The sequence below is a fragment of the Mycobacterium sp. SP-6446 genome (assembly GCF_001954045.1).
Taxonomy (GTDB): Bacteria; Actinomycetota; Actinomycetes; order Mycobacteriales; family Mycobacteriaceae; genus Mycobacterium.
In genome coordinates this window covers 82,925-108,586 of the sequence record NZ_MBEM01000140.1, presented here as the reverse complement: position 1 = coordinate 108,586, position 25,662 = coordinate 82,925, and the positions used below count along the sequence as shown (strand labels likewise).

Below are 25,662 nucleotides of genomic sequence, written 5' to 3'. Positions count from 1 at the left end.
GTGCCGACTCCTTGTCTCCGGTGGGGTCTGCGGTTGGCAGAACGGACGCGTCCCGGCGGCGGGGCCGGGGCGCGTGTAGTTAAAGTGTGCGCCGGCGGCTGGGCGCGGTTGATGGGCAATTGGGCCCATTTTTTGGCACCCGAAACAGCGGGCACCGTGGGGTCTCTCAGAACGATGCCTTCTGCCCGACGAGATAGCGGCGAGTGGCGGTCCGGATCGGTCAGGGCCGCTTAATACGGCATCTCCCGACTAACCGGCCGATCCGACTTCCCTCCACAACGAAGACGAGGATCGAACCGGGGTACTACGCGGGAATCCCGGCAAAGCACTTCCGATGCCCTGCGGCGGCTTAGCTCACACAACCGGGGCAAGGACCTGGATCGCCCTCGATTAGCATCGGGCTAACTTGGCGATTCTGTCCCCCATTAGTAACCCACGGCGGGGAATCCGGAGCGATCTTGCCGATCATAAAGTGGTGGCAGACGTTCATGTCCCAATCTGGAGCCCCATGATTCGGCTGCGGCAGTGGCATGCCCGGACACCATACGTAGCTGCAAGCCATACCGTTGCACACCGCACGCGGATATGCGTCGGCTCGGGCGGTAGCGGCTCCCACGCCTAAAAGGACCACGGCGACGCTGCCTGACAGCAGTGTCCCCGCGATGAACTTCTTCGGGGTGTGCTTGGTGTTCATGCTGTTTTCCTTCGTCATCCGTTCCCGGACCCCGTACTCAATTCGCCAGGGCAGCAACCAGGTTCGCCACGCTGGCCAAGGTGATCACAGTTCCGGTTTATGCGGTGGTGGCCGCTGCGGCCGCGATCGGCAGGCCAGCCGGTCGGGCCACGTGATCGACCATGTGCCGGCTCCTCGTCTCCGGCGGGGTTCTCGTTGGCAGACACGACGTGTCCGGGCGGCCCGCCACGGTGCGCCTGTGTGTAGTGTGCGTCGGCGAGAGGGCGCGGTTGATGGGCAATTGGGCCCATTTTTGGCGCGAGACGTCGTGTCAGAGCCCTGATATGGTCGGGCGCTGCAGAGCATGGGCGGCGGCTTGGATGCGGTTGTCGACGCCAAGTTTGGCCAGGATCGCCGCGACATGGTGGGCAACGGTCCTGCTGCTGATGGTCAGTTCGGTAGCGATCTCGGCGTTACTGTGACCCGCGGCGATCAGGGTCAGTATTTCTCTTTCGCGGCGGGTTAGTCCGTCGGGGTCGGCGAGGATGTCGGCGCGACGGCTGCGGCGGGTGCGACCACGCAACTCAGTGAGTCGTTGCTGGGCGCGCCGTGCCGTGGCCCGGGCGCCGAGGCGGTCAAAGGTCGCCAGTGCCGATTGCACGGCGGCGATATCGCCGCCGAGTTGGGCGATGGCCGCCTCGTAGGGGCAGCCCCGGCGCAGCCATTCCTCCACGGCGGCCTGCCACTCGCCGCGGACCTCTAGCTCGAACGGTGTGCATGGGTCGCCGCTGGAGGCCGCGGGTCGGTCGCCGACCAGATACAGCCAGCGGCGCAGCGCGCCGACCAGCCAGGGGTCGGTGTTGGCATCCGTGGCCGCCAGCCCTTCGTGGGCTTCGCTGCGGCAGGTGTCGTCGTCGCCGGCCAGCCAGGCCGCCTCGGCACGCGCTGCCCACACCGAGAAGAACCGAAGGTGGTCCGTTTCGGCCCCGGCGAGCGCGTCATCAAGCAGCGTGACGGCGGAGTGCTGGCCGCGCCGAGCATGTAGCAGGGCGAGGATGAGCTGCGGCAGAATCCGGTTCACTGCGGCCAAGCCCGGCCGGGTGAGGAGGTCTTCGGCAGCTGTGCGGGCGTGGTCCCAGTCGCCGCGATGCAGCCGCGCCACCGCATCGCCCCCGACGACCAAGGCCTCGAAGGTGAACACGTTATGGTCGCGGCAGAAGGCCAGCGAGTCGGTGATGTAGCGATCGGCGCGATCGATGTCGTAGTGCAACGCCGCCAGACAGCAAACCAGAGTCGCCAGCAGTCCGGCATGTTCGCCGCGGGTTTCGGTGGCCATCGCGTCACGCCACGCCGCTTCCAGCTGCTCCCAACCGGTGTCGTCGGTGAGGATCTGAGCCGTCGCGGCTGCGGCGCGGGCCCGGATAACCAGAGCGTTATCAGCGATGCGGGTTCCTAAGGCGATGGCTCGGCCGGCGTAGTCAACGGCGGCCGAGTCGAAACCCCAGCCCCCGAACTCTGCCAAGTTGACCAGCGCCCAGCCCAGCTGCGGACTCGGCCCGGCGTCTTGCACCAGTTCTAACGCGGCTCGTGCAGCATCGAAGGCCTCGCTGACCCGGCCCATGCCCCATAACTCATGGGACAGCCAGCGCAGATTCTCGCTTTGGCCGAGCGGATCACCCTGCGCGAGACGTAAGCGGATCGCCTCGCGCCACGATGACACCGCTGCCTCGGCGAGCCCGCACAGATAGCAGGCCAACGCGTGCTGCTCAATCCAGCGCACCTTTTGTTCGACGTTGACGCTATCGGCGTGGCGCAGCGTGAGCTCGTATAGCTCGGCGGCTTCCCGGTTCGCGCCAAGTACTGACGCCCGTTCGGCGGCCGCGGGCCCATACCGGATGACGGCGTCAGTATCGCTGGCCTGTTCGGCGTGAAACGCCAACGCCGACAAGGTATCCGGATCGATTGGCGGCTCAGCCAGCACCGCCAGTGCCCGTTTATGCAACACCCGACGCTGGTAGTTGGCGATGTGGTCGGCGGTGGCGCGGCGGGCCAGTTCGTGGCGGAAGTCGATGACGTCGTGCCCTTCGACCAGCACTCCGGCGTCGAGGCATTCGGCCAGTCCGATGCCGGCCGCGGGGCAAACCTTTTCCACCAGGGCGACAGCGGCGCGTGGGCCGCAGACCGCTACCGCAGCAGCGGTCTCGCGCGCGGCCGGCGACAGGCGGGCCAGCCGGCCGCGCACCGCTTCGGCAATGCTGCGCGGCAAGCCCTGCCGGGTCAGCGCCGCCGGGCCGGCGGCCAGCACCTCGGTGACGAAAAACGGGTTACCCCCGGTGAGTTCGTGTAGCCGCTCGGCGTTGACCCCGGTGCCGGTGGCCAGCTGTGCCACCGCATGGCGGCTCAGCGGCTCGAGTGCGATGCGGCGCACCGCAGCGCAGGTGGCCACATCCCCCAGGGCAACCGACAGCGGGTGGTGTCGGTCAAGTTCATCGTCGCGGTAGGACACCACCAGCAGCAGGGGCAGCGACTCGGTGCGCCGGGCCAGGAAGCGCAGCAGATCCAGGGTGGCGCCGTCCGCCCAATGGGCGTCTTCGATCACCCACACCCAGCTGTGCCCGTCGCGCAACACTCCCAGCAGCCGCCGGTAGAGCGCGCCGGTGTCTCCGGATTGGATCGCCGCGTCCAGCGCGCCAGCCGCGGCGGGGCCCACCCCGGCCAACGCGTCAATCAGCGGTCCCAACGGGCGCGGCGCGACCAGCGGATCACACCAGCCCCGTAGCACCCGCATCGAGGAATCCAGCCCGGCCCCAAAGTGATTCAGCACCGCGGTCTTTCCGACCCCGGCCTCACCCCGCACCAAAATCAGCCGCCCCGCACCGCCGCGGGCGACCTGCCGCGCCACATCGCCGAGCTCGGCGAGCACCGCCGAGCGCTCCAGCAACCCGTCCACCGATGCCCGCCTCGTTCCGACAAGACCCACGGTGCCGTCTGTGCTGGGTGCCAAAAATGGGCCAACGTGCCCATCAACCGCGCCTCCCGCCGGAGCACACTAATCACACGCGCCCCGGGCGGACCGCCGCGGCTACAGCAACCGCACATCCGGACATGATGCGGATCTCACTGTAGCCGCGACACCGCCCGGACGCGTGCCGTTCTGCCACCTGCAGATCAACGGGAGGGAGCCGGCACATCGTCAACGAAACTGTCCGGGGGGTGGGAGGATCACCGTGATGCGGCCCAGCCGAAGTAGCGATCGTCCCCGACTCCTCACCATCATGGGCTTGTTCGTCGCTTCGCTCGCGTTGTTCGCCATCGCGACATTCCTGGTATGGAATCGGCACTTCGGTGTTCCCGCTCGAGTGACAGTCGACAACTGTTGGGACAACGGGGCGGATAGCGTCAACGTACCCATCAATAACTGTTCCGCGCACGCAAGCGGTGCGCCGAAGGGATCAGTGATCATTACCGGTGCCTCGTCTCCAGACGTCGGTCACGACGTCGAGGTCCACAGAACCGGTGAATTTGTCATCAAGGACACTTGGTGGGAACCCCTTGTCATCCTTGGCTTGGGTTGCGCTGCCGGCGTGAGCGCGGTCAAGGGCATCGTGCGCCGCCGACGGTTCGACCCAACCACACAGAGCAGCGAGGTCTTCGGGCGCTCTTGGGAAACCTGGTCGGGGCACGGGCCTTAGGTCCCGGCCGGCAGCCAGCTACTCGGCCAGTTTGGCTAGTCCGGCTCCGGTAAATCCGTCCATTCGGCCGAAAGCCGCGCGCTGAACCGCGGCGGCCGACGGTCCAGGAACGCGGAGACTCCCTCGCGGGCGTCGGGAGTTCCCATCACCCGGTGGTGCAGCTGCGTTTCCAGCGACGCGACCTCTCGCGCGGTGTAGTTGTTGATTGCGCTGTCCCAGAGCAGCCGCTTGGCCAGCGCCGCGGACATCGGAGCGACGTTGATCGCGATGTCGCGCGCCATTTCCATCGCATGGGCGAGCACCCGTTCGGCGGGCAACGCCGCGTTGGCGACGCCGAGCGCGACAGCCTCCGCCCCGGTGAAGGTGCGGCCGGTCAGCAGTATCTCCGCGGCCGCGCCCAGGGTTGTCAGATGCGCCAACGTCCAGTGCGACATGCAGTCAGGTATCACGCCCCGGCGCACCTGCACCACACCGTATTTCGCGTCGATCGCGACGATGCGGATGTCGGCCTGCAGCGCGATGGTCAGGCCGATGCCGATGGCGTGGCCGTTGAGCGCGGCGATCACCGGCTTGCGTAATTCGAAGGCCGCCGGGTTGATCGGCGATGCCGAGAAAGTCTCGGCCGCGGCGTCGAACGGCGATACGTTGCCCGAGAAGTCCGCGCCGGCGCAAAAGGCGCCGCCCGCCCCGGTGACGACGATGGCGCGGACGTCGTCGTCATCGTCGCAATCCCGATACGCCAGACTCAACAGCGAGCCCATGTCGGCGGTGTAGGCGTTGAGATGTTCGGGACGATTAAGCGTGAGCACCGCCACGCCGTCGTTGATCTCAACTGTCACATCGGTATTCATTCGGATAGCTGGAACTCCACCATCTCGGCAACGGTGTCCACGGCCTCGCGCAGCGCGGCGAGCCGGTCGGCGGCCGACGGGGCGGACAGCACGGCGTAACGGTCGGCGGTGCCGATCGGAAGGCGGGATGCCAACCCGAACATGAGCGGTCCGGGGTCGTCGGCGCCGGCTTCGTCGTAGCCCAACAGCACGTCGCGCCCCGGCAGCTGCGCGCCGCGCGCTTCGGCGATCCGCTCGAACAGCGCGATCACCCGCTCTTCGACGTCGTGCAGCTGCGCTCGGGTCACCGGATCCCCCGGCTCGTCGGGCCACAGCGTGACCGTCGCCCGCGGGTAGGGGTCGTCGGTCAGCCACTCGCGCACCCGAATTCGCTCACCGGTACGGCAGCGCAGCGAGTATCGGTCGAGCCCGTGATCGACGCATTCGGTGATCCGGGTCAAAACGCCGACATCACACCGCGTCTCGCCGCCGCCGACCTCGCGCCCGCGGGATATCAGCACCACGCCGAAGGGATCACCGGCCTCGACGCAGTGGCGCACAAGCGCGACGTAGCGGGGCTCGAAAATCCGCAGCGGCAGATCCTGGTTGGGCAGCACCGCCGATTCGAGCGGAAACATCGCCATCTCAACGGCTTCGAGGCCCACCATGACTCAGCTGTCCAGCTCGCTCACGAGCGCGTCGACAACGGCGCGCAGATCGCCGTCATGCTCTTCGGCGACCCGCCGCTGCCGCTGGTACGAAGCGCCGACTCGCGGGATGTCGGCCACCGCCGCCAATTCGTCAGCGCAGTGCAGTGACTTCGCGACGGGCTCGAGCCGGTTCAACACGTCGAGCAGATCCTCGGTGACCAGGCGCTCGTTGCTGTCCGCGTCCTGGATGATGATCGCGTCCAGGCCGTAGCGGGCGGCTCGCCACTTGTTCTCCTGCACATGCCAGGGCGGCATGGTCGGCAACGACTCGTCGGCGTCCAGCCGGCGGTCCAGGTCGACAATCAGGCAGTGCGTCAACGCCACCAGCGCGCCCAGCTCGCGCAGGTTGGACACGCCGTCGCAGACGCGCACCTCGAGGGTGCCCAGGTGCGGCGAAGGCCTGATGTCCCAACGGACTTCGTCCATGTGGTCGATGATGCCGGTCTTCTTCTGGTCGTAGACGAAGCCCTCGAACTCCGCCCAGGTCTGGAATTGGAACGGCAGCCCGGCGGTCGGCAACTGCTGAAACATCATCGCGCGATTGCTGGCGTATCCGGTGTCCTCGCCACCCCACCACGGTGAGGAGGCGGACAACGCGAGCAGGTGGGGGTAGTACTTCAGCAGCGACGACATGATCGGCATCACCTTGTGCGCCGACGAGATTCCGACGTGCACGTGCACACCCCAGATCAGCATCTGCCGGCCCCACCACTGGGTGCGCTTGATCAGCTCGGCATAGCGGGGCGCATCGGTGAGCTTCTGGGTGGACCAGCGCGCGAACGGGTGGGTGCCCGCGCAGAACAGCTCCATGCCGCGGTCGCGGACGATCCGGCGGGCCGGCCCCAGCGTTTCGCGCAGGTCCTCGATCGCCTGTCCGGTGCAATCGCAGATACCGCTGACGACCTCGACGGTGTTGCGCAGCAATTCCTTGTGCACGCGCGGGTTTTCGCCGATCTCGGCGATGACGGCGGTGGCCTCGTTGCTCAAGTCGCGGGTCTGCGCGTCGACGAGCGCGAACTCCCACTCGACGCCGATGGTCGGTCGCGGTGAGCGCTTGAAATCGATGCGAGCGCGGGTCTTGTTAGCCGGCACCGATGACACCGCAGGCTACCCGCTTGCCGGCGTCGCCGGTGCTCATCGTCGTCGCGTCGGGCCCCGGCGTGCCGTTGGTCTGGTTGTAACGATCGCGTGGGATGTTGCCGAAGTTGTCGGCGCCGGCGTGAATGATGATCGCGGTCTTCTCGCCGTTCAACAGGTCTTCCATCGTGAACGCGTCGGTGGTCGTCATCAGCGTCCCCGAACCGTCCTTGCGAACCTGCAGCGACGTCAGGTCACCGCTGGCCGGCTCGGCCGCGTGGCCGGGCACCTGGAAGTGCCCGCCGGCGGACAAGAAGTCGCCGGGCGCGCCGCCGGTGGGTGCGACCGAATTGGGTTCGCACTTGCCCACCTTGTGGATGTGCACTCCGTGGAATCCTGGCGTGAGCTGACCCGGACCGGTCGTCGCGATCGTGATGGTGGCATACCCGTTGGCGAACTCGAGCGTCGCGGTGGCCACCTGGGCGCCGTCCGGAGCCTTGAGATGGGTGATCATGCGCTGCGATGCGGACGCCGCGCCGGCGCCCGCCGGCGCCCCCTCCTCGCCCGAGCCTCCCGACGGCGCGGGCGATCCAGTCCAGACCGCCGGCGGGGTACCCGGGGTCGTCGATGCGTGTTGGGGCGACGAGCACGCACCTACCAACGCGATCGCGAATATGGCGGCGGCAGCGACATTGCGGTGCTTAGGCATAGCGGAAGCCTAGCCCGCCGACCTCCGAATTTGCAGCGATGCGAACGTCAGCCCGTCACCAACACGATGACCCCGGGCGGTTGGTTGGCGAGTGCGGGGATGCGCGGTTGGACGGGTGCGCTCAGCTTCTGGCCGACGGCATCGGCGGTGGCGTGCTCGTCGTCGGCGTCGGTGTAGTACACCGTGGTGGCCGCGACATCGGGGATCGACAGGTTCCCAACCTCGGTGACCTTGAAGCCGGCACCCGTGAGCTGGTCCTTGGTGTGCGCGGCGACGCCCTCCCTGGACGAGATGTTGTACACGCGCACCTCGGCCTGGTTCGCCGGGGGCTTACCGGTCGTCGAGGCCGTCGTCGAGGTCGTGCTGCTGGTCACGCTGGACACCTGCGACGCCGAGTCGTCCTCGGAGTTTCCCGAGCTACCCAGGGCCTGCCAGCCCAGCAGCAGGAAAATGACGCCGAGGAACAGCAGCACCATCACCATGGCCCGCAGGGGAAGCCCCGTCGAGTCGGGGACGCGCTCTTTCATCGCAGCCCACTGTAGCTAGAACCGGGCCGGAACCTGCAAAGGCGCGTCAGGTGTCAGGTGACCTCGAAGCCCAGGCGCCGCGCCGCGCGGGCCTTCTGGCGGCTGGCGCGCAGCCGTCGCAACCGCTTCACGAGCATCGGGTCGGCGGCCAGCGCCTCGGGCCGGTCCACCAGCGCGTTGAGCACCTGGTAGTAGCGCGTCGCCGACATCGAGAACAGCTCTTTGATCGCTTCTTCCTTGACCCCGGCAAATTTCCACCACTGGCGTTCGAATGCGAGGATGTCGTGTTCGCGGCGCGTCAGCCCATCGGCGATTTCAGAGTCGTCCCCCGATCGATTTGCCCGCGCCATGGCGCTGTCCATATCGCTTCCCCTGGACCCTTCTCGGCGATTCTCAAACTGTGCGAATGACTTGACTTACATAGGGGCATGTTTCGGCGAATATTGAACCACGCCGCGAACCCTCAATCCGTAATCCAGACCCGCGAGTCGGCGGATTGGCCAAGATTGCCCGGCTGTCCCCCAAGCCGTTGTCCACCCCGCCTAAGCTAGCCGACCATGGCAGTCGTACCCATTCGCATCGTGGGAGATCCGGTCTTGCACGCCCCGACGACACCGGTGGCGGTGGCCGCCGATGGTTCGCTGCCGGCGGATCTGGCCGGCTTGATCTCCGACATGTACGACACGATGGACGCCGCCCACGGGGTGGGGCTGGCCGCCAACCAGATCGGCTACGGACTGCGGCTGTTCGTCTACGACTGCGCCGAGGACCGCGGAATGACGGATCGACGCCGGGGTGTGGTCGTCAATCCCGTCCTGGAAACCTCCGAAATCCCCGAGACCATGCCCGATCCGGGGGACGACGACGAAGGGTGTTTGTCGGTTCCCGGCGAGTCGTTCCCCACCGGCCGCGCGAAGTGGGCGCGGGTCACCGGACTCGACGCCGACGGTAGCCCGGTCGTCATCGAGGGCACCGGCCTGTTCGCGCGCATGCTGCAGCACGAGACCGGGCACCTGGACGGCTTTCTCTATCTGGACCGGCTCATCGGCCGGCACGCCCGCGCCGCCAAGCGCGCGGTGAAGTCGCACGGCTGGGGCGTTCCGGGTTTGTCGTGGTTGCCCGGCGAGGGGCCGGACCCGTTCGGCCACTGATGGTCTCGTGGCCCGAGTTGGGAACGCGGGTGACGGTTCGCTACCGACGCCCCGCCGGTTCGGTCCCGCCACTCACCGATGCGGTGGGGCATCTGCTGGCGGTCGATCCGGTGGTGCGGGTCCGGACGAAAACCGGCGCCGTCGTGGAGTGCTCGCCCGCCGACGTGGTGGCGCTGCGGGTGCTGACCGACGCGCCGGTGCGCGCGTCGGCGATCCGGGCACTCGAGCACGCCGCCGCCGCGGCCTGCCCCGCGGTCGAACACACTTGGCTGGACGGCTGGCTGCTGCGGGCCGGAGACGATACCACCCTGTGCGCTAATTCCGCTGTGCCCCTGGATATTTCGGCTCACACCGCGACCATCCCCGCGATCGTCGACTGGTACGACCGGCGCGGCCTGACACCCTGGTTAGCCTTCCCCGACCGGTTGCTGCGGCCGCCGCCCGGCCTCGCGGCCGCACACACCGAGCGAGTCTCGGTGTGCGACTTGTCGAGCGTCACGCCAGCGTCACAGCCGGACCCGAGCGTCATACAACGGGAGCGCTGGCGAGCCGCTGTGACCAACGCACCCGACGGCACCCGGTGGCTGTTCCTTTCCGTGGCGGGTGAACCGGCACGCCAAGCGGGCGAGGCGCTGTTGGCCTGGGGTGCGAGTCGCGGCGCAACCCGCGGTTGCGTGCAAGTCGGCGACGACGACACCGACGGCATCGCACTCGCCGATGCGCTCGGCTTCCGGCTGCACCACCGCCGGCGCTACATGCCGGGCCGAAGAATCGATACGGTCTAGCCATGCCCGACGGCGTGCTTGATGGCGGCGACCCGCTGCGCCCGGCTTCGCCGCAATTGCGATCGCCGCGGCTGCGGCTCGCCACCTGGAACGTGAATTCGATCCGCACCCGCTTGGACCGCGTCGTCGACTGGCTTGCTCGCGCCGACGTCGACGTGCTGGCCATGCAGGAGACCAAATGCGCCGATGGTCAATTCCCCGCCCTGCCGTTCTTCGAACTCGGCTACGAGGTCGCACACGTCGGCTTCAACCAATGGAACGGTGTGGCCATCGCGTCCCGAGTCGGTCTGGACGATATGCAGATCGGCTTCGACGGCCAGCCCAGCTGGAGTAGCAAGCCCGAGGTGGCCGTAGCGGCGGAAGCCCGCGCCCTCGGTGCCACCTGCGGTGGTGTACGGGTGTGGAGCCTGTACGTGCCGAACGGACGCGCCCTGGGCGATCCGCACTACGCCTACAAGCTGGATTGGCTTGCCGCCTCCGTGATACGGCCGCCGGCTGGCTGCACGACGATCCCACCGCGCAGATCGCGCTGGTCGGAGACTGGAACATCGCCCCGACGGACGAGGACGTATGGAGCACCGAATTCTATGTCGGCTCCACACACGTGTCCGAGCCGGAGCGGCGCGCGTTCAACGCCATTGTCGACGCGCAATTCACCGACGTGGTAAGGCCTTTCACGCCCGGCCCCGGGGTCTACACCTACTGGGACTACACCCAGTTGCGGTTCCCGAAGAACCGGGGCATGCGCATCGACTTCATCCTCGCGTCGCCGGCGCTGGCCGCCCGCGTGACCGATGCGCAGATCGTCCGCGAGGAGCGCAAGGGCAAGGCGCCGAGCGATCACGCGCCCGTGCTGATCGACATTCGCTGAGGCGAATCCGTGCGACCATTCGCTCGCGTTGAAATAGTCCAGAGCCGGCGTACGCTTGCGATATCTAAAGCCAGGGAGTCGCTATGGGTGTCGTTGGCGGAACAGTCCGCAGCGTGGGCAAAACGGTGAATCGTGCGGCAGCGGCCACCACGGCGACCGCTGGAGCGGTGGGCGGCGCGGCGGTGAACGGAATCGTCGGCGGCGTAACCGGCGCCGCGGAAGGCATTAGGCGCGGAATCAATTCGGGCAGTCATTCGACCCCCGCGGCCGCGCTGGCCATCGGTGCGCTCGGTGTCGCCGGCCTGGTCGAGTGGCCGGTGCTGCTGGCGGTCGGTGGCGGCGCGCTGCTGCTGCAGCGGCTGAACCGCAAACCGGAGACGCAGCCAACGGCCGCGAAAGCGACCCTCAAGCCGGTTCCGACGGAGCCGCCGCCGCAAAAGGCCCAGAAAGCCGCCGCCAAGCGGCCGGCCAAGAAGACGACGGGCCGCCGCGCGGGCACGGCGCAATTGCGCAGCACCAACTGAATGTGTGAGTACCGGGCTCAGCCGACCGCTCGGCTGTGCCCCGCCCGGCCCGCGGGCGTGGGCTCAGGGGCGCGGCGAGTCATCCGGTCGGTCTCCACAATCTCCACGACGCCCACCCGCCAGAGCAGCGCATATAGCTGCCGCACGGGCACGGTCAGCACAGAAGCTACCGTCGAAGTCATCGGATCGGCCAGGACGTCGGTCGTCGACATATCTCCGACGTTGACCACCCGACCCGGCTCAACGGGAAATGCTTAGTTACGGAAAGGCAAATGATGGCCGAAAAGAAAGCTCGCAGAGGGACCTCGCAGAGCGAGGCGGTGCAGAAAATCCGCGAAGGCGAGACCTTCGCCGTGAATCTTCCGGTTTTTGGTCAGCTGGAGATTCCGCGGCCCGAGCAGATGGCGTACTACGGGGGTCTGGCCGCGCTGGCCGCGTTCGAACTCATCGACTGGCCGGTGGCCATGGTCATCGCCGCCGGACACCTCTTGGCAAGCAACCACCACAACAAGGTCCTCGAGGAGCTCGGCGAGGCGATGGAAGAGGCCTAGCCGCGCCCCGTCACCGGCTGGATTCGGCGGGCACGCGCTCGTGCACGGTCAGCAGCACGTGGTCGAACTGGCTTTGCACGGTCGGCGACGGCGGCGGCAGGCTGACGACTTCGCTGACGAGTTGTTTGGCCAGCACACGCAGCTTGACGTTGGTCTCCTGCGACCGCCACTGCAGCACCCGAAAGGCCTGATCCGCGCTGACCCGGTAGACGGCTATCAGGACGCCCTTGGCCTGCTCGATGGCCGCGCGGTTCTCGAACAAGTCCGGCAGCGCCTCGTCGAGCACCTCCTGGCGGGTCTCCGAGCGCGCTTCACCGAATGTCTCGGTGAGGTCGATGTAGTAGCCCGCGGTGCCCACCACCGCTCCCGATTCGTCCAGGATGCGGTCGGCCACGACGATCGCATCGTGCTCACCGCCGGCGGTGTCGATGAAGCGGTGACGGCTGGAGAACGACTCTCCCGACTGCACCGCGTAGTCGAGCAGATCGCGGACGTGTTCACGGTCATCAGGATGCTTGTGCGACAGCAGTAGCTCAGTGGTCGGCACCACCGACCCGGGTTCGTAACCGTGCATCCGCGCGACCTCGTCGGACCATTCCCAGCGCTCGCCGGCGAACCAAAAGCGGAAGCTGCCGACGCTCAAGTGTCCCGAGGCGGCGCGCTCGGCATCGCCGGTCATTGGCGTGGGCTGTGGCACGTCTCCATCATTCCACCGGCCGGATTCGACGGCGAGAGTCGCCCGGTACGGGGTTGGGGGTAACGTCGCGTGCGGACGATCAAACACAAGGACGCGGGAGCGCACGCCGAGTGCGCTGAGAGGACGGCTGGGGCCGTCGACCGTACGAACCTGACCGGGTAATGCCGGCGTAGGGAGATGACAAATGACCGCAACTGTCGAACCGTCCGTGACCACGGGACCCATCGCGGGCAGTAGCAAGGCCTATCGCGAAATTGCGACGCCGGGCAACGGCGCGGGTCTCAAGGTTCCGTTCCGGCGGGTGCACCTGTCCACCGGCGACCACTTCGACCTCTACGACACTTCCGGTCCATACACGGATCCGGACGCGATGATCGACTTGGCGGCCGGGCTGCCGGCGCGGCCAGGCGTGGTCCGCGACCGCGGGACCCAGCTGCAGCGCGCCCGCGCCGGCGAGATCACCGCCGAGATGGCGTTCATCGCCGCGCGCGAGGACGTGGCGGCCGAGCTGGTGCGCGACGAGGTCGCCCGCGGCCGCGCGGTGATCCCGGCCAACCACAATCACCCCGAGTGCGAGCCGATGATCATCGGCAAGGCATTCGCGGTCAAGGTCAATGCGAACATCGGCAACTCGGCGGTGACGTCGTCGATCGCAGAAGAGGTCGACAAGATGGTGTGGGCCACCCGCTGGGGCGCCGACACCATCATGGACCTGTCCACCGGCAAGAACATCCACGAAACCCGCGAGTGGATCCTGCGCAATTCGCCGGTGCCGGTCGGCACGGTGCCGATCTACCAGGCGCTGGAAAAGGTCAAGGGCGATCCGACCGAGCTGACGTGGGAGATCTACCGCGACACCGTGATCGAACAGTGCGAGCAGGGTGTCGACTACATGACCGTGCACGCCGGCGTGCTGCTGCGCTACGTGCCGTTGACCGCTAAGCGCGTCACCGGCATCGTGTCCCGCGGCGGATCGATCATGGCGGCGTGGTGCCTGGCACATCACCGGGAGTCGTTCCTTTACACCAACTTTGAAGAGCTCTGCGACATCTTCGCGCGCTACGACGTCACCTTCTCGCTCGGTGACGGGCTGCGTCCCGGCTCGATCGCCGACGCCAACGACGCCGCGCAGTTCGCCGAGCTGCGCACCCTGGGCGAGCTGACCAAGATCGCGAAAGCCCATGGCGCACAGGTGATGATCGAGGGGCCCGGACACATCCCGATGCACAAGATCGTCGAGAACGTGCGGCTCGAGGAGGAGCTGTGCGAGGAGGCGCCGTTCTACACGCTGGGCCCGCTGGCCACCGACATCGCGCCCGCCTACGACCACATCACCTCGGCGATCGGCGCGGCCATCATCGCGCAGGCCGGCACCGCGATGCTGTGCTACGTGACCCCGAAGGAACACCTGGGATTGCCCGACCGCAAGGACGTCAAGGACGGGGTGATCGCCTACAAGATCGCCGCGCACTCGGCGGACCTGGCCAAGGGCCACCCGCGCGCCCAGGAGCGCGACGACGCCCTGTCGACGGCACGCTTCGAGTTCCGCTGGAACGATCAATTCGCACTGTCGTTGGACCCCGACACCGCACGGGAATTCCACGACGAGACGCTGCCCGCCGAACCGGCCAAGACGGCGCACTTCTGCTCGATGTGCGGGCCGAAGTTCTGCTCGATGCGCATCACACAGGACGTGCGCGACTACGCCGCCGCGCACGGGCTCGACAGCGAGGAAGCCATCGAGGCCGCAATGGCCGAGAAGTCGGTCGAGTTCGCCGAGCACGGCAATCGGGTGTATCTACCTATAACGTGACGTACCTGCCGCTGCCCGGGCCGGGCGAGACGCCCCTGCGGGTGCTGGCCATCGCCGGGTCGGACTCCGGCGGCGGCGCCGGTATGCAGGCGGATGTGCGCACCTGCACGCTGCTCGGGGTTCATGCGCTGTGTGCGGTGAGCGCGGTGACGGTGCAGAACTCGGTGGGCGTCAGAGGTTTTCACAAGGTCCCCGGCAACGTCATCACCGCCCAGATCGAGGTGGTCTGTCACGACATCGGTTTGCAGGCGGCCAAGACCGGCATGCTGGCGTCGGGCGAAATCATCGAAGCGGTCGCCGCGGCCTGGCGCGACCACGGCGGCGACGCACCGCTGGTAGTCGACCCGGTGTGCGCGTCGATGCACGGCGACCCGCTGCTGGACACGAGCGCACTGGATTCGCTTCGTACCGAACTGTTTCCGCTGGCGTGCTTGGTGACGCCGAACCTGCACGAGGTGCGATTGCTGGTCGATATCGACGTCGTCGACCCTGAGTCGCAGCGGGAGGCCGCCCGCGCGCTGCACGCCTTGGGACCCAAGTGGGCGTTGGTCAAGGGCGGGCACCTGCAGGGTTCGGCGAGCAGCACGGACCTCTTGTTCGACGGCACCGACTTTTACGAGTTCGACTCACCGCGGGTGGACACCATTCACGACCACGGCGCCGGGGACACCTTGGCCGCGGCGACAGCCTGCGCGCTGGCGCACGGGTTCACGGTGCCGGACGCGGTGTCGTTCGCGAAGGGGTGGGTGACCGAATGCCTGCGCGCCTCCTATCCGCTGGGCCACGGACACGGACCGGTCTCGCCGCTGTTCCGGTTGTCATGAACCTCGACCAGATCGCGGGCGTCGCGCATCGACCCGCAGGCCCGGCCGTCGGGGTGGTCATGCTGACCCACGGCGCGGGAGGTAGCCGGGAATCCACACTGCTGCAACATGTTTGCGACGAATGGGCGCATCGTGGCTGGCTCGCGGTGCGGTACAACCTGCCCTACCGCCGGCGCCGGCCCACCGGGCCGCCGTCCGGCTCGGCGGCGGGCGACCGCGCCGGAATCGTGGAGGCGATCACCGTGTGCCGCGGCCTCGCCGACGGTCCCCTGATCGCCGGCGGGCATTCCTATGGCGGCCGGCAGACGTCGATGGTGGTCGCCGCCAACGAAGCACCAGTGGACGTGCTGACGCTGTTCTCCTATCCCGTGCATCCGCCCGGCAAGCCGGAGCGGCCCCGCACCGAACACCTGCCGGACATCACGGTGCCGACGGTGTTCACCCACGGCACGTCGGATCCCTTCGGCACCCCCGACGAGGTTCGTGCGGCGGCGGCTTTGGTCTCCGCATCGGTCGAGGTCGTCGAAATCGCTGGCGCCCGACACGATTTGCGTTCGACGAAGCTCGATGTGCCTGCGCTCGCGGTGGACGCGGCGCTGCGCCTGCTGCGCTGATCACAGCGTGGTGACGTAGCCGCCGTCGATGCGATAGTCGGATCCGGTGATGTTCCCGGCGCGGTCGCTGGCAAGGAACAAGACGAGGTCCGCGACTTGCTCGGGGGTGGTGAAAAGGCCCGTCGGAGTATTCTCGATGATCGCCGCCCGGACTTCCCCGGGCGTGCGGCCGTCGGCGGCGGCATACTGAGCGGCCAACCTGCCCTCGTCGGTCCAGATCTCCGTCAGCACCGCCCCGGGGCTGACCAAGTTGACTCGGATGTCCTTCGGCGCCAACTCTTTTGACAACGCTTTCGAAAAACTGGCGAGGGCGGCTTTGGCGGCGCAATAGTCATAGCTTTCGGGATTGGCAAGGTAGGCGTTGATCGAGCCGATGATGACGATAGAGCCGCGGCCGCGCCTTTCGATCTGGGGTAGCGCGGCGCGGACGGATCGCACGGCGGCCATTACGTTGAGTTCCCACGTCGCTTGCCATTGGTCGTCGGTGATGCCGGCCAGCCCGCCCGCACGGACCTTCGAACCGCCGACGTTGTTGACCAGAATGTCGATCCCGCCGCGCTCGGCCGCCACGGCGACCAGCTCTTCGGCGGCGCCGGCCTGGGAGAGGTCGACGGGCACGAACGACGCCTGCCCCGTCTCTTCAAGCGCCGGCAGTCCCTTGCCGGGCGTCCGTGACCCGGCCACCACGTGCACCCCCGCATCCACGAGGGCTTTCGTGATCGCGAAACCGATGCCTTTGCTGGCGCCGGTGACCACTGCGGTCTTCCCCGATAGGTGCAGATCCATATCCGTCCTTCCCGCGTCTGCGGCGAGCACGACGCTAAAGGCTACGCCGCGCGGGTCCTCGACTTCGCAAAGCGCGATCCTGGCGCGCCACCGGTTAGAGCTTGCCCAATGGACCGCAACCGGCTCGCCGCAACCCGAGATGCGAACCTCCTCCGCCGAAGTGGTTTATACAGTCCAACCTGGACAGTTTTAGCTGTCTAATTTAGACTGGTGGCATGGATGGCATCGGCGAGTCCGCCGTCGCGGCCGCGCGAGATATTCGGGTGGTGTTCAGCCGGCTGCGACGGCGGTTGAGAAACGTCGCGGTTGGTCAGGATCTGACTCCGTCACAGACGGCGGTGCTCACCCGGCTATGGAAAGAGGGGGCGTCGTCGGCCAGCGCGTTGGCAGGCGCAGAACGGGTACGCCCCCAGTCGATGGCAACCATACTCGCCGCCCTCGCACAACGTGGGCTCATCGAGCGGACTCCCGACCCGGAAGACGGTCGGCGCCAAGTGGTCTCGCTGACCGAGGCGGGCCGTGAGCGCGCCGAGAGCGCCCGTCAAGTGCGGGAGGAGTGGCTGGCACGCGCGATGCAGGAGCAGTACTCCGAACGCGAGCGGCGCATCATCCTTGATGCGTTGTCGCTGCTGGAGCGCCTAACCGAACAATAGCTACATGAAAGGACAGATTTGGCAATGGAATTGGGAGTGCACTTCATCGATTTTCTGCCAGGCGACCCGGCGAAGCTGGGCCCGACGCTTGCCGACGCGGCCAGAGCCGCCGAGGAAGGCGGGGCAACGCTATTCACGCTGGCCGACCACTTCTTCCAGATGGAAGCCCTTGGGGCCGCGCAGGATCCTTTCTTGGAGGGCTATACGTCCCTGGGCTTCCTGGCCGGACAAACGACGACGATCGACCTGGCCCTGCTGGTCACCGGGGTGACGTATCGCTATCCCGGGGTGCTGGCCAAAGCGGTCACGACGCTTGACGTGTTGTCCCAAGGCCGATCGATCCTGGGCCTGGGCGCGGCATGGTACGACCGCGAACATGTCGCCCTCGGTATTCCATATCCGGCGCTGAGCACACGCTTCGAGATGCTGGAGGAGACGCTGCAGATATGCCGGCAGATGTGGAGCGATGATGACGGCCCGTACAACGGCAGGCACTATCAGCTGGCCGAGACAATCTGTGCGCCGCAACCGATTCGACGTCCCCCCATCCTGATCGGCGGCGACGGCGAGAAGAAGACGCTACGCCTGGTCGCGCAGTACGCCGATATCTGGAACAGCATGGCGACCGATGTCGACGAGCTGAAGCACAAGGTCGATGTGCTGAACCGCCACTGCGACGCGGTGGGCCGTGATCCCGGCGAAATCCGCAAGACGGCCGGCGGCCTCGCGACCATGGACCCGTTCGAGGACACCGACGCGCACCTGAAGACTGTGGAGCGCTTTTCCGCGCAGGGCATCGAGATGATCAACGTCGGTCCCCTGCCGGGAAACCCGGACCCCGTCGGGTTCATCCGCCGGTATGTCGATCAGGTGATGCCAAAGCTCGCCGGGATAGGTTGAGCCGCAACGACTATCACTGTCGTCGGCGCGCTGGAATGCGTGTGTGACGCGCCGCCGAACACGGCCCCGAGGATCCCCGCGAATATCACCAGCGCGGTCACGATGCCGCCGATAACAATTCCGGCAATCGCCAAACCGCGCCCGCCCTGGCCGCTCTGCCTGATCTGGCCCAGCGCCAAAACGCCGAGGATGATGCCCAGAATGCCGCCGATGATGCATAGCCAACCGAACAAGGAACACACCAAGGAGGTGATGGCCAACCCGTTGGTGCCGACGGCCGGCGGTGGCGGTTGGTAGCCATAACCACCCGGCGGCGGGTAGCGGGGCGGTGGTTCCGACACGGACGCCTCCTTATCCCGGATAACGCGAGTAGCACGCGTCCATGTTGCCGGTTACGCCGCCGCGGAACGCCGCTATTCGCGTGAAGCCGGCCGGAACGCTGGTACCGTCCGCGTCGCTGGCCACCAGGTGGTTGGTGAGCAGGCCCGCGACGGCTTCGTCGAGGTCGCCGGCGGTCAGCAAAAGCTCCTTCTTGGAAGGCAAGTCGATGGGTTCGGCCATCTTGCGGTGGACTACCCCGGTCAGGCATGCGGTGCGCAGCGCGGTCCACGGGCTGTGCATCGCCAGCTCGCGTTCGTGCTGTACCGCCAGCGCGTATCGCGACATCACGACCGACAGGGCGGTGTCGTCACCCTGCGGCAGCGTGTGTTCGCTCTCGGCGGAGACCTTCCCCATCTTCGCCAGCCCGGGCAGATCGACCACGATGGTGTTGGTGGCCGGACAATACGACGCCGGCGGGCTGGCTTTCGCATCCGGGCAATCGGCCGGCTTGTAGGACAACGTCGGCGGATTCTTCGGCGAGAAGATCTTCCCCAGCAGCTCCATCAGCGTCGACAGGGTGTCTTCGTTGAGCGTGACCTCGCCGGTTTCCGGGTCCCCGCTGTTATCGACGCGCAGGGTCTTGGGGAGGTCGCCGCGGCGCTGCTCGATTTCCTGCTTGTTGATTCCCGCGCAGGCCGAGGCCCCGCTGATGAAGCCCATCTGGAAGGCGCTGATCCGATCCAGGGCCGATCCGTGTTCGTCGTCGTTCTCGGTGTCGGCGTCCATCACCGGATCACGGGTGGTGATGATTCCCGCCAGCACATGGTCGAGTCCGTCGGCGGTGCTCAGCGTGAAGCGCGGCGACTTGCCGTCGGCCACCCAGAACAGATAGACGCCGGCGAAACAATCGGCCTGCTGCTCGCGAACGATGGTGGGGTCCTTGCGGGTCACCAGTTTCGCCATCTGCTGCAGGGCATGCCCGAACTCGTGGGCCAGCACACCATTGACAGACATGTCGCCGAAATAGCGTTGCGCGACAGGCATGAACACGCCGCGATCCCAGGCGATCAGGTTGCATCTCGACGTGAAAAAGGCGTTGACGAGCTTGTAGGTGTCGTTGTGGCACACGATCGGACTGCTGGGATTGTTGGAGTCGTAGGAGATGAGCTTGCCGACCGGCACGAACGATCCCTGCAGCGATTCGCCGTACACCGACTTCCAGTACTCCTCGATGTCATTGACCGATAGCAACGACAACTTGTCGATCGTGCCGTTGTCGGTGTTGACCACCGTGCCGGTCGGTGCGGGTGCGTTCGGGCGGATCCCGCTGGGACCGTTGGTGGCGGGCAGACCCCCGACCCGGAAGGGGTCGTTGAGCATCGACAGGGCTCGTCCCTCGACGAAGGTGCTGCAGCCGGCCACCACGAGTATCGCCGCTGCAGCGCAGGCGATTGCCGCCCGCAGCGATGCCGCCCCCCTGCGTCGGCGACCTCGGGCCGGTCGACGTCGATACCGCGCGTGGTTATCCATGACCAACCCCATCTCGACCGGCCGAATCAAAGGGTCCTTATTGTAAATCCGTCGATCAACGAGAGTGCCACAAATGGGGGCCTCAGCAAACCCCGAATCGGCAATCGCCTGTGGTGGGCCCGGCGCTACGGCACCCGCGTGCGATGCCGCTTGTCGTGGGACGGGACGCCGTTGACGCCCCCGATTGACATGGCGTAACTGCCGACCGCATACGCCACCCCAGAACCCATGACCGCCAATGCTTCCCGGCTGATGTTGTCGATGGTGTCGCGGGGGGTCTGGAAGTTGGGATCGAAGCCGACACCGGCCTTGCCGCCCCATAGCCGTGCTTGCACAGGGGTTTTCAGCTGTGACGCGCCCGCGCTCAGACCGCCGATCGGCACGCCCGCCACCATGAAGGGGTGGTAGTCGGTGCGGGTGCCCAGCGGCATGTCGGCGGGCCGCTTCCCGGCCAGATTCAGGTAGCCGTCCAGCGTGCGCTCGATGCCCGCCGAGCCGTCGGGCACGTCACCGAACGAGACGCCCTGTCCGGGTGGACCGGACTGGTCCCCGTCGTCGGTGAAAAAGCCGGCGTTGAGCGAACCGATCAGGTTGACGTTCAGGTACAGGGCGATGTCGTTGCGTTGCTCGTCATCCAGGCCGAACACGTAGTCCATCACGCCGTTGAGCCCATCCTCGTCGGCGCCCCAGAACACGAACCGCACCGCGTTGTTCACCGGCGCCAGCGGTCCGAGCTGCAGGGCCGTTTCCAGAACGGCGGCAACGCCCGAGCCGTTGTCGTTGATGCCCGGGCTGTCACGCGGGCCGTCCAGATGCGCTCCGACCACGATCACGTCGTTAGTCGAGCCGGTCTTGGTCTGCGCCAGCACATTTCGCGACGTGATCTTGACGTTCTCGGCGTCCAGGACCAGATGCACCGGCGCGGTGCTGCGGGCGAGCGCGCCGGCGGCGTCGGCACCGGCGACGGCGACGGGAACCGTCAGCTCCTTGAAGTAGCCGGGATTGAACAGCGTGGGCGGCGCGCCCTGGCCGCCGGGCGTGCTGAGCACGACCAGCGCGACGGCGCCCTTGGCAACCGCGCTGTTCTGCTTGTCGACCACCGAGCAGCGGGTGTCGTCGACGACGGCGATCGCACCCTGGGGTAGGGCGGCCGGGTAGTCGCCGACCGCGCAGCCCGACGGCGCCGCGGGCCGGACCGGTTGCCCGGTCAGACCGCCGGGCGGTGTCCGGACCAGCAGCGAAGCCTGGTCGACCGGATAGCCACGCCCGGCGACCGTCAGCGCCGGCTTACCCTGGGCAATGGCATACAGCCGGTCGAACTGCGGCGTCGACACCTCGAAACCCTTGCCGCGCAACGCCTTCACCACATACTCCACGCTGGCGTCGTAGCCCGGTGTGCCGTCCGCCCGGTTGCCCTTGTTGGCGTTGGCGATGTCCTGCAGTGCGCGCAGGTGGCCGAACATCCCGTCGACGCTCACCTTTGCGGCCACGCCACGGCCGAGGTCCGGTGCCGCGGCGGGCGGAGCCGGCCGCGGCGGCGAACAGGCGGCGAGCAGCCCGATCACCAGCAGCGCGCCCAGCCGACGGGGCATCGCACGCGTCATGGCTTGGAGAGCACATGGCGCGTGCGGTCCGCCATGGCCGGCACGCCGTTTCGCCCGCCGAGGTCCTGCGCGTACAGCGCCAGCGTGTAGGCAACGCCGCCGCCGTTGATGCCCAGCGAGGTGCGGTCGATGTGGTCGAGGGTGTCGCCCTTCTGGTGGTAGTTGGGATCGAACGGCTCGTTTGCCGTCCCGCCCCACAGCTTGGCCTGCTCGTCGGACTTCTTGTTCTCCGCACCCGAGAACAAGCCGCCCGCGGGGATGCCCGCCAGGGTGAATCCGTCGTAGTCGGAGCGCCCGTCGAACGACGTGTCCTGCGCCGTTTTGCCGGCCGACTTCAGGTAGTCGACAAACGTGCGCTCGATGCCGGCCGAACCCTCGGGCACCACCGGCTGCCCGCGCGCGTCCGGCGGCAGCGATTGGACTCCGTCATAGGTGAAGTAGCCGGGATTCGGCGACGCGAGCATATCGAAATTGAGGTACAGCGCAATGTCTTTGAGCGCGTCGAGGTTGAGTGATTCGACGTAGTTGCGCGATCCGATCAGGCCGAGTTCCTCCGCACCCCAGAAGCCGAACCGCACCGCGTTGTGCACTTGCGGTGAATTGCCCAGCTGCACCGCGGTTTCCAGAACGGCGGCAACTCCCGACCCGTTGTCGTTGATGCCCGGTCCCGCCGGCACGCTGTCCAGGTGCGCGCCCGCCATCACCACGTCGGTGGGCGAACCGGTCTTGGTCTGCGCGATGACGTTGCGAGCCTTGAAACTCTGGCTGCTGGCATTGAGCTTGATCGTCGTGCGCCCCGGCTGGACCCGCAGCTGCACCCCCACGGACTTGCTCACCCCGATTACCGGGATCTTGACGTCGGTGTCCGCCCCCAGGGTTCCGCCCATCTGTTGCTCGTCCACGTTGTCGGCGACGATCATCGCCACGGCGCCGCGCTGCGCCGCGGCGTCCTCCTTCTGGGCAAAGGGGCAGGTGCCGCGGTCCACCAGCACCACGGCGCCATGCACTGCCAGCCCGTCGAAGTCGGAGGCCTTGCAGCCCGCGGCGTCTCCGGTAGGGGCGGCCACCAGCGGGCCGCTCACGCCGTCCGGCGGTGTGGCGGCGCTGTAATCGAGCGCCCGCGCCTCCACGGGCTTGCCGCCGACCGTCACCTCCGGTTTGTCCGCATGGAACACCCGGGCCGAGAACTCCGGCGTCTGCACGTCAAAACCACTGTTACGCAGTGTATTCACCACATAGTCGACGCTGGCCTCGTAGCCTGGGGTGCCCACCGCACGAGTGCCGTTGTTGGCATTGGCGATGTCCTGGAGCTTCGACAGGTGCGCCATCATCGCATCGGTCGTGACCTTGTGTTGCAGGGCACTGGCGAACTTGGCCGCGGCGGGGTCGCCGCTCGGTTGCTCCGAGTTGGCCGTCCGATGGAAGCACCCCGACGCAAAGACGGTGACGGCGACCAAGCCGAGCACCGCCGCGACAGCCCTGGATTTGTGCACCATCGCGCCCAACGTTAGACGCGGGGGGTCAGGAGTTCCAGCTCAGACATACAGCGCGCTGAAGGGCGCAAACGGGATGTTGCGCACCACAAACCAGGCCAGCACCACGACCAGCGTCACCGCCGCGGACCATCGATGGTGCTGCCAGCCCCTAATCCGGCGGCCCGAAACCCGGCCGTAAGTCCACGCCGCGAATGCCCACACCAAGAGCGCTAACGCCACCAGGCCCACGGCGTTAAACCTCGCGGCCGCTAGCAGATTGCCGTGCATCAACGAGTACAGCATCCGCAGGCTGCCGCAGCCGGGGCAGTCGATCCCCAACAGCGCCTTGGTCGGGCATACCGGCAGCGGACCATGCGGGGTCGTCGGGTCGCCCACCCAGATGGCCGCGCACACCAGCGTCGTGCCCGCCGCCACCATTAGTGGCGCACCGACACTCAGCCGGGTCGAACCAGGGCTCACCGTAGAACCAATCGCGGCCTTAGAAAAACATCGTCGTGGCAAGCATCGCCGCGTTCGAGTTGGTGGCCAACCCGCCCGCAATCGCGATGATCGCGTAGATGATGCCCACGACAACACCGATAACGGCCGACCAGATCACGAACTTCTTCGCACTGTCGGCGGCCGCCTGCGCCTCGGCATACTGGCCTTGCGCCCATAATCCGTTGACTTGGCTGGACTTGACGATCGCAACGATCCCCAGCGGAAGGCAGCAGAACAACGTCACCAAAATGGACCACACCAAGTAGTTGTTCGGCGCTTGCCCCGCGGGCGGCTGTTGCGGCGGGTAACCGGGAGGGGGAGGCGGCTGTGCAGTCATCGGGTCTCCAGTCAAGAGAAGTTAGCTGGCGTAAAGCGTGCTTACCATACCTGAGCGGCGCCGTTCGAGCAGCATGTCCGCGAAATTCCCAACTCGGCGATTTTTCGCAAACGCGATGGGAAAAATCGGCGGGTAAACCCTTCATGTCGATCGCGAGCGCATTCGAGTGAAATAGCTTGTCTACTAGGCAATTTGAGCGCGCGTCGGTTTTTGACGCGGCACCGAGGCGCGCCGAGAATGATGCCCAAACAGACAATTTCCAACGGAATGTGTTGCATAGCCACGAGATAGCCTTACGATCCTTTTAGCTGAAGCGCTGTTTTCGGCCGACAACGCACATACACTCCGGGACGTCAGCGCAGCCGCACCGTCGGTCCGGCGACCGTAAGGAGTCATCGAATGTCTCACCTCAGCATCACGTTACGAGCCGCGACGGCGGCAGCACTCGTCAGTAGCTCTGTCTGCCTTGGCACCGCCACCGCCGCAGCAGATCCCACCGACACGCTTGCGGGTCTGCTGTCCAAGGGCTACAACACCAGCAACTGTTCCTCGCAGTCGCCCCCTAGTGGCGTGTCGGCCGTGCTCCAGTGCGGCCAGAACAGCGACCCCAGCGGTCCGGTCTTCGCCAAGTACCTGCTCTTCAACAACGCCAGCGATCTGGCCAGTTCGTTCACCAACAGCATCGGCTCCGACACGTTGACCAATTGCGGGGACGCCAAATCGCCGACCGTGTGGCACCAGGGCAGCTCAACCGACTCGGCCGGGCAAGTTGCGTGCGGCACCTATCAGGGCCAGGCCGAGGTCATCTGGACCACGGACGCCAAGACCGTGATGAGCCTCATCCGCGGATCCAACGGTGACACCGCCGCGCTCTACCAGTGGTGGCGAGCCAACGGCTGAACGGTTGCGCCGCAGCATATTCCGGCGTGGCGACCCGAAACATCCTCGCATTACCCGGTTTTCCCCTCAAACAAAGGAGTTCAGAATTGTCCCCCCTCACCAACACGCTGCGGGCGGCGACGGCCGTAGCGCTCATCGGCGGCTGCGCCATCGCCGGTACTGCCACCGCAACGGCAGCCCCCATCGACACGCTCACTAGCGCGCTGTCGAAGGGCTACACCAGCAGCAACTGCTCGACACAGCAGGTCTCCGACGTGCAGGGCTCGTTTTCCGCCCCGGTGGTAGCGGTGCTGCAATGCGGACAGAACGCCGACTCCAGCGGTCCGATGGGCGGCAAGTATTTCCTGTTTGGCAGCAGCGCCGACACGGCCAGCTCGTTCACCAAACTGATCAGCAGCGACACCCTTGCCAACTGCGGGGACGCCAAGTCGCCGACCACATGGCACCAGGGCAACTCCGACTCGGCCGGACAGGTGGCGTGCGGAACGGATTCGGGTCAGGCCGAGGTGCTTTGGACCGTTGACTCCAAGAACGTGCTGGCGTTCATCCGCGCGTCCAACGGTGACACGGCGGCCCTGTACAAGTGGTGGCAGGCCAACGGCTAAGC

Annotated in this window: 28 protein-coding genes, 1 pseudogene and 1 riboswitch; of the genes and pseudogenes, 13 read left to right on the top strand and 16 right to left on the bottom strand. The window is 66.8% G+C overall.

Annotated features, from left to right (window positions below):
* Window positions 1-1,004 precede the first annotated feature (1,004 nt).
* Window positions 1,005-3,623 (bottom strand): AAA family ATPase, encoded by a 2,619-nt coding sequence (locus tag A5736_RS13350; RefSeq protein WP_076246700.1) that lies wholly within the window; start codon window positions 3,621-3,623, stop codon window positions 1,005-1,007.
* 331 nt (window positions 3,624-3,954) lie between these two features.
* Between A5736_RS13350 and A5736_RS13345 the strand changes: the two genes are divergently transcribed.
* The gene (locus A5736_RS13345; protein ID WP_139333297.1) at window positions 3,955-4,365 is read left to right on the top strand and encodes a hypothetical protein; all 411 of its coding nucleotides are present in this window, start codon (window positions 3,955-3,957) and stop codon (window positions 4,363-4,365) included.
* A 35-nt stretch (window positions 4,366-4,400) separates the two neighbouring features.
* Here A5736_RS13345 and A5736_RS13340 read toward each other — a convergent pair whose 3' ends face one another.
* Genes A5736_RS13340 through A5736_RS13315 form a run of 6 tightly spaced genes read right to left on the bottom strand, consistent with a single transcriptional unit; the run spans window position 4,401 to window position 8,580 of the window.
* Complete coding sequence (locus A5736_RS13340) at window positions 4,401-5,216, bottom strand: enoyl-CoA hydratase-related protein (RefSeq protein WP_076246697.1); 816 nt, start codon at window positions 5,214-5,216, stop codon at window positions 4,401-4,403.
* Complete coding sequence (locus A5736_RS13335; RefSeq protein ID WP_076126718.1) at window positions 5,213-5,863, bottom strand: LON peptidase substrate-binding domain-containing protein; 651 nt, start codon at window positions 5,861-5,863, stop codon at window positions 5,213-5,215. Before A5736_RS13335 ends, A5736_RS13340 begins: the two co-directional genes overlap by 4 nt.
* Window positions 5,864-5,866: 3 nt before the next feature.
* Window positions 5,867-7,006: a glutamate--cysteine ligase gene (locus tag A5736_RS13330; RefSeq protein ID WP_369805132.1), complete on the bottom strand. Its 1,140-nt coding sequence runs from the start codon at window positions 7,004-7,006 to the stop codon at window positions 5,867-5,869.
* Window positions 6,987-7,691 (bottom strand): superoxide dismutase family protein, encoded by a 705-nt coding sequence (locus tag A5736_RS13325; protein WP_076126714.1) that lies wholly within the window; start codon window positions 7,689-7,691, stop codon window positions 6,987-6,989. The genes A5736_RS13330 and A5736_RS13325 overlap by 20 nt, the downstream gene beginning before the upstream one ends.
* 47 nt (window positions 7,692-7,738) lie before the next feature.
* The gene (locus tag A5736_RS13320; protein WP_076126712.1) at window positions 7,739-8,218 is read right to left on the bottom strand and encodes a LytR C-terminal domain-containing protein; all 480 of its coding nucleotides are present in this window, start codon (window positions 8,216-8,218) and stop codon (window positions 7,739-7,741) included.
* A gap of 53 nt (window positions 8,219-8,271) precedes the next feature.
* Complete coding sequence (locus A5736_RS13315; RefSeq protein WP_046185798.1) at window positions 8,272-8,580, bottom strand: DUF3263 domain-containing protein; 309 nt, start codon at window positions 8,578-8,580, stop codon at window positions 8,272-8,274.
* Window positions 8,581-8,775: 195 nt separating this feature from the next.
* Here A5736_RS13315 and A5736_RS13310 point away from each other — a divergent pair, with 195 nt between their 5' ends.
* From A5736_RS13310 to A5736_RS13295, 4 genes and pseudogenes are all read left to right on the top strand, one after another.
* Entirely contained in the window at window positions 8,776-9,369 is a 594-nt protein-coding gene (locus A5736_RS13310) for a peptide deformylase (protein ID WP_076126710.1), read from the top strand.
* Entirely contained in the window at window positions 9,369-10,154 is a 786-nt protein-coding gene (locus A5736_RS13305; RefSeq protein WP_076246695.1) for a GNAT family N-acetyltransferase, read from the top strand. Before A5736_RS13310 ends, A5736_RS13305 begins: the two co-directional genes overlap by 1 nt.
* 71 nt (window positions 10,155-10,225) lie before the next feature.
* A pseudogene (locus tag A5736_RS13300) lies at window positions 10,226-11,025 on the top strand (exodeoxyribonuclease III).
* Between the two features lie 83 nt (window positions 11,026-11,108).
* Entirely contained in the window at window positions 11,109-11,549 is a 441-nt protein-coding gene (locus tag A5736_RS13295; protein ID WP_076126706.1) for a hypothetical protein, read from the top strand.
* A gap of 17 nt (window positions 11,550-11,566) precedes the next feature.
* Here A5736_RS13295 and A5736_RS13290 read toward each other — a convergent pair whose 3' ends face one another.
* Window positions 11,567-11,761: an Rv1535 domain-containing protein gene (locus A5736_RS13290; protein ID WP_076246693.1), complete on the bottom strand. Its 195-nt coding sequence runs from the start codon at window positions 11,759-11,761 to the stop codon at window positions 11,567-11,569.
* Window positions 11,762-11,824: 63 nt separating this feature from the next.
* On the opposite strand from A5736_RS13290, the gene A5736_RS13285 reads away from it, so the two are divergent.
* On the top strand, window positions 11,825-12,100 hold the full coding sequence (locus A5736_RS13285) for a hypothetical protein (protein ID WP_139329437.1): 276 nt from the start codon (window positions 11,825-11,827) through the stop codon (window positions 12,098-12,100).
* A 10-nt stretch (window positions 12,101-12,110) separates the two neighbouring features.
* On the opposite strand, the gene A5736_RS13280 is transcribed toward A5736_RS13285, so the two are convergent.
* Window positions 12,111-12,779, bottom strand: coding sequence for a PAS and ANTAR domain-containing protein (locus A5736_RS13280; protein ID WP_076126702.1), 669 nt, complete (start codon window positions 12,777-12,779; stop codon window positions 12,111-12,113).
* Between the two features lie 101 nt (window positions 12,780-12,880).
* Window positions 12,881-12,990, top strand: a riboswitch (TPP riboswitch).
* On the opposite strand from A5736_RS13280, the gene thiC reads away from it, so the two are divergent.
* The 3 genes from thiC to A5736_RS13265 all read left to right on the top strand — a co-directional run bounded on the left by thiC (window position 12,982) and on the right by A5736_RS13265 (window position 16,048).
* The gene (gene thiC / locus A5736_RS13275) at window positions 12,982-14,610 is read left to right on the top strand and encodes a phosphomethylpyrimidine synthase ThiC (protein ID WP_076246692.1); all 1,629 of its coding nucleotides are present in this window, start codon (window positions 12,982-12,984) and stop codon (window positions 14,608-14,610) included. Its footprint overlaps the riboswitch before it by 9 nt.
* Window positions 14,607-15,434: a bifunctional hydroxymethylpyrimidine kinase/phosphomethylpyrimidine kinase gene (gene thiD / locus A5736_RS13270; protein WP_076126698.1), complete on the top strand. Its 828-nt coding sequence runs from the start codon at window positions 14,607-14,609 to the stop codon at window positions 15,432-15,434. Before thiC ends, thiD begins: the two co-directional genes overlap by 4 nt.
* Entirely contained in the window at window positions 15,431-16,048 is a 618-nt protein-coding gene (locus A5736_RS13265; protein WP_076246690.1) for an alpha/beta family hydrolase, read from the top strand. The genes thiD and A5736_RS13265 overlap by 4 nt, the downstream gene beginning before the upstream one ends.
* Here the strand turns inward: A5736_RS13265 and A5736_RS13260 are convergent, their stop codons facing one another.
* Entirely contained in the window at window positions 16,049-16,834 is a 786-nt protein-coding gene (locus A5736_RS13260) for an oxidoreductase (RefSeq protein WP_076246689.1), read from the bottom strand.
* 215 nt (window positions 16,835-17,049) lie between these two features.
* Between A5736_RS13260 and A5736_RS13255 the strand changes: the two genes are divergently transcribed.
* Together A5736_RS13255 and A5736_RS13250 are read left to right on the top strand one after the other, a co-directional pair.
* On the top strand, window positions 17,050-17,487 hold the full coding sequence (locus tag A5736_RS13255) for a MarR family winged helix-turn-helix transcriptional regulator (RefSeq protein ID WP_076246687.1): 438 nt from the start codon (window positions 17,050-17,052) through the stop codon (window positions 17,485-17,487).
* Between the two features lie 24 nt (window positions 17,488-17,511).
* Complete coding sequence (locus A5736_RS13250; RefSeq protein ID WP_076246685.1) at window positions 17,512-18,387, top strand: LLM class F420-dependent oxidoreductase; 876 nt, start codon at window positions 17,512-17,514, stop codon at window positions 18,385-18,387.
* On the opposite strand, the gene A5736_RS13245 is transcribed toward A5736_RS13250, so the two are convergent.
* The 6 genes from A5736_RS13245 to A5736_RS13220 form a co-directional block, all read right to left on the bottom strand.
* The gene (locus A5736_RS13245; RefSeq protein ID WP_076246683.1) at window positions 18,354-18,728 is read right to left on the bottom strand and encodes a DUF4190 domain-containing protein; all 375 of its coding nucleotides are present in this window, start codon (window positions 18,726-18,728) and stop codon (window positions 18,354-18,356) included. The genes A5736_RS13250 and A5736_RS13245 overlap by 34 nt on opposite strands.
* 10 nt (window positions 18,729-18,738) lie before the next feature.
* Window positions 18,739-20,238, bottom strand: a complete 1,500-nt coding sequence (locus tag A5736_RS13240) for a peptidase (protein WP_076246711.1) — start codon at window positions 20,236-20,238, stop codon at window positions 18,739-18,741.
* A gap of 125 nt (window positions 20,239-20,363) precedes the next feature.
* Window positions 20,364-21,830, bottom strand: coding sequence for a M28 family peptidase (locus A5736_RS13235; RefSeq protein ID WP_076246709.1), 1,467 nt, complete (start codon window positions 21,828-21,830; stop codon window positions 20,364-20,366).
* Between the two features lie 8 nt (window positions 21,831-21,838).
* Window positions 21,839-23,338 (bottom strand): M28 family metallopeptidase, encoded by a 1,500-nt coding sequence (locus A5736_RS13230; RefSeq protein ID WP_076246682.1) that lies wholly within the window; start codon window positions 23,336-23,338, stop codon window positions 21,839-21,841.
* A gap of 39 nt (window positions 23,339-23,377) precedes the next feature.
* The gene (locus A5736_RS13225) at window positions 23,378-23,755 is read right to left on the bottom strand and encodes a DUF2752 domain-containing protein (RefSeq protein WP_076126686.1); all 378 of its coding nucleotides are present in this window, start codon (window positions 23,753-23,755) and stop codon (window positions 23,378-23,380) included.
* Window positions 23,756-23,816: 61 nt separating this feature from the next.
* Complete coding sequence (locus A5736_RS13220; protein ID WP_076062675.1) at window positions 23,817-24,155, bottom strand: CD225/dispanin family protein; 339 nt, start codon at window positions 24,153-24,155, stop codon at window positions 23,817-23,819.
* A gap of 399 nt (window positions 24,156-24,554) precedes the next feature.
* Between A5736_RS13220 and A5736_RS13215 the strand changes: the two genes are divergently transcribed.
* The gene (locus A5736_RS13215; protein WP_076126684.1) at window positions 24,555-25,055 is read left to right on the top strand and encodes a serine/threonine protein kinase; all 501 of its coding nucleotides are present in this window, start codon (window positions 24,555-24,557) and stop codon (window positions 25,053-25,055) included.
* 86 nt (window positions 25,056-25,141) lie between these two features.
* On the top strand, window positions 25,142-25,660 hold the full coding sequence (locus A5736_RS13210; RefSeq protein ID WP_076126681.1) for a hypothetical protein: 519 nt from the start codon (window positions 25,142-25,144) through the stop codon (window positions 25,658-25,660).
* Window positions 25,661-25,662: the final 2 nt, after the last annotated feature.

Bases quoted from the DNA above. Each gene is read 5' to 3' on its own strand.
- A5736_RS13315 (WP_046185798.1), bottom strand. From the start codon at position 8,580: ATGGACAGCGCCATGGCGCGGGCAAATCGATCGGGGGACGACTCTGAA.
- A5736_RS13340 (WP_076246697.1), bottom strand. From the start codon at position 5,216: ATGAATACCGATGTGACAGTTGAGATCAACGACGGCGTGGCGGTGCTC.
- thiC (WP_076246692.1), top strand. From the start codon at position 12,982: ATGACCGCAACTGTCGAACCGTCCGTGACCACGGGACCCATCGCGGGC.
- A5736_RS13240 (WP_076246711.1), bottom strand. From the start codon at position 20,238: ATGGATAACCACGCGCGGTATCGACGTCGACCGGCCCGAGGTCGCCGA.
- A5736_RS13215 (WP_076126684.1), top strand. From the start codon at position 24,555: ATGTCTCACCTCAGCATCACGTTACGAGCCGCGACGGCGGCAGCACTC.
- A5736_RS13320 (WP_076126712.1), bottom strand. From the start codon at position 8,218: ATGAAAGAGCGCGTCCCCGACTCGACGGGGCTTCCCCTGCGGGCCATG.
- A5736_RS13285 (WP_139329437.1), top strand. From the start codon at position 11,825: ATGGCCGAAAAGAAAGCTCGCAGAGGGACCTCGCAGAGCGAGGCGGTG.
- A5736_RS13260 (WP_076246689.1), bottom strand. From the start codon at position 16,834: ATGGATCTGCACCTATCGGGGAAGACCGCAGTGGTCACCGGCGCCAGC.
- A5736_RS13305 (WP_076246695.1), top strand. From the start codon at position 9,369: ATGGTCTCGTGGCCCGAGTTGGGAACGCGGGTGACGGTTCGCTACCGA.
- A5736_RS13250 (WP_076246685.1), top strand. From the start codon at position 17,512: ATGGAATTGGGAGTGCACTTCATCGATTTTCTGCCAGGCGACCCGGCG.
- A5736_RS13295 (WP_076126706.1), top strand. From the start codon at position 11,109: ATGGGTGTCGTTGGCGGAACAGTCCGCAGCGTGGGCAAAACGGTGAAT.
- A5736_RS13310 (WP_076126710.1), top strand. From the start codon at position 8,776: ATGGCAGTCGTACCCATTCGCATCGTGGGAGATCCGGTCTTGCACGCC.
- A5736_RS13225 (WP_076126686.1), bottom strand. From the start codon at position 23,755: ATGGTGGCGGCGGGCACGACGCTGGTGTGCGCGGCCATCTGGGTGGGC.
- A5736_RS13265 (WP_076246690.1), top strand. From the start codon at position 15,431: ATGAACCTCGACCAGATCGCGGGCGTCGCGCATCGACCCGCAGGCCCG.
- A5736_RS13335 (WP_076126718.1), bottom strand. From the start codon at position 5,863: ATGGTGGGCCTCGAAGCCGTTGAGATGGCGATGTTTCCGCTCGAATCG.
- A5736_RS13280 (WP_076126702.1), bottom strand. From the start codon at position 12,779: ATGACCGGCGATGCCGAGCGCGCCGCCTCGGGACACTTGAGCGTCGGC.
- A5736_RS13255 (WP_076246687.1), top strand. From the start codon at position 17,050: ATGGATGGCATCGGCGAGTCCGCCGTCGCGGCCGCGCGAGATATTCGG.
- A5736_RS13220 (WP_076062675.1), bottom strand. From the start codon at position 24,155: ATGACTGCACAGCCGCCTCCCCCTCCCGGTTACCCGCCGCAACAGCCG.
- A5736_RS13325 (WP_076126714.1), bottom strand. From the start codon at position 7,691: ATGCCTAAGCACCGCAATGTCGCTGCCGCCGCCATATTCGCGATCGCG.
- A5736_RS13230 (WP_076246682.1), bottom strand. From the start codon at position 23,338: ATGGTGCACAAATCCAGGGCTGTCGCGGCGGTGCTCGGCTTGGTCGCC.
- A5736_RS13235 (WP_076246709.1), bottom strand. From the start codon at position 21,830: ATGCCCCGTCGGCTGGGCGCGCTGCTGGTGATCGGGCTGCTCGCCGCC.
- A5736_RS13290 (WP_076246693.1), bottom strand. From the start codon at position 11,761: ATGTCGACGACCGACGTCCTGGCCGATCCGATGACTTCGACGGTAGCT.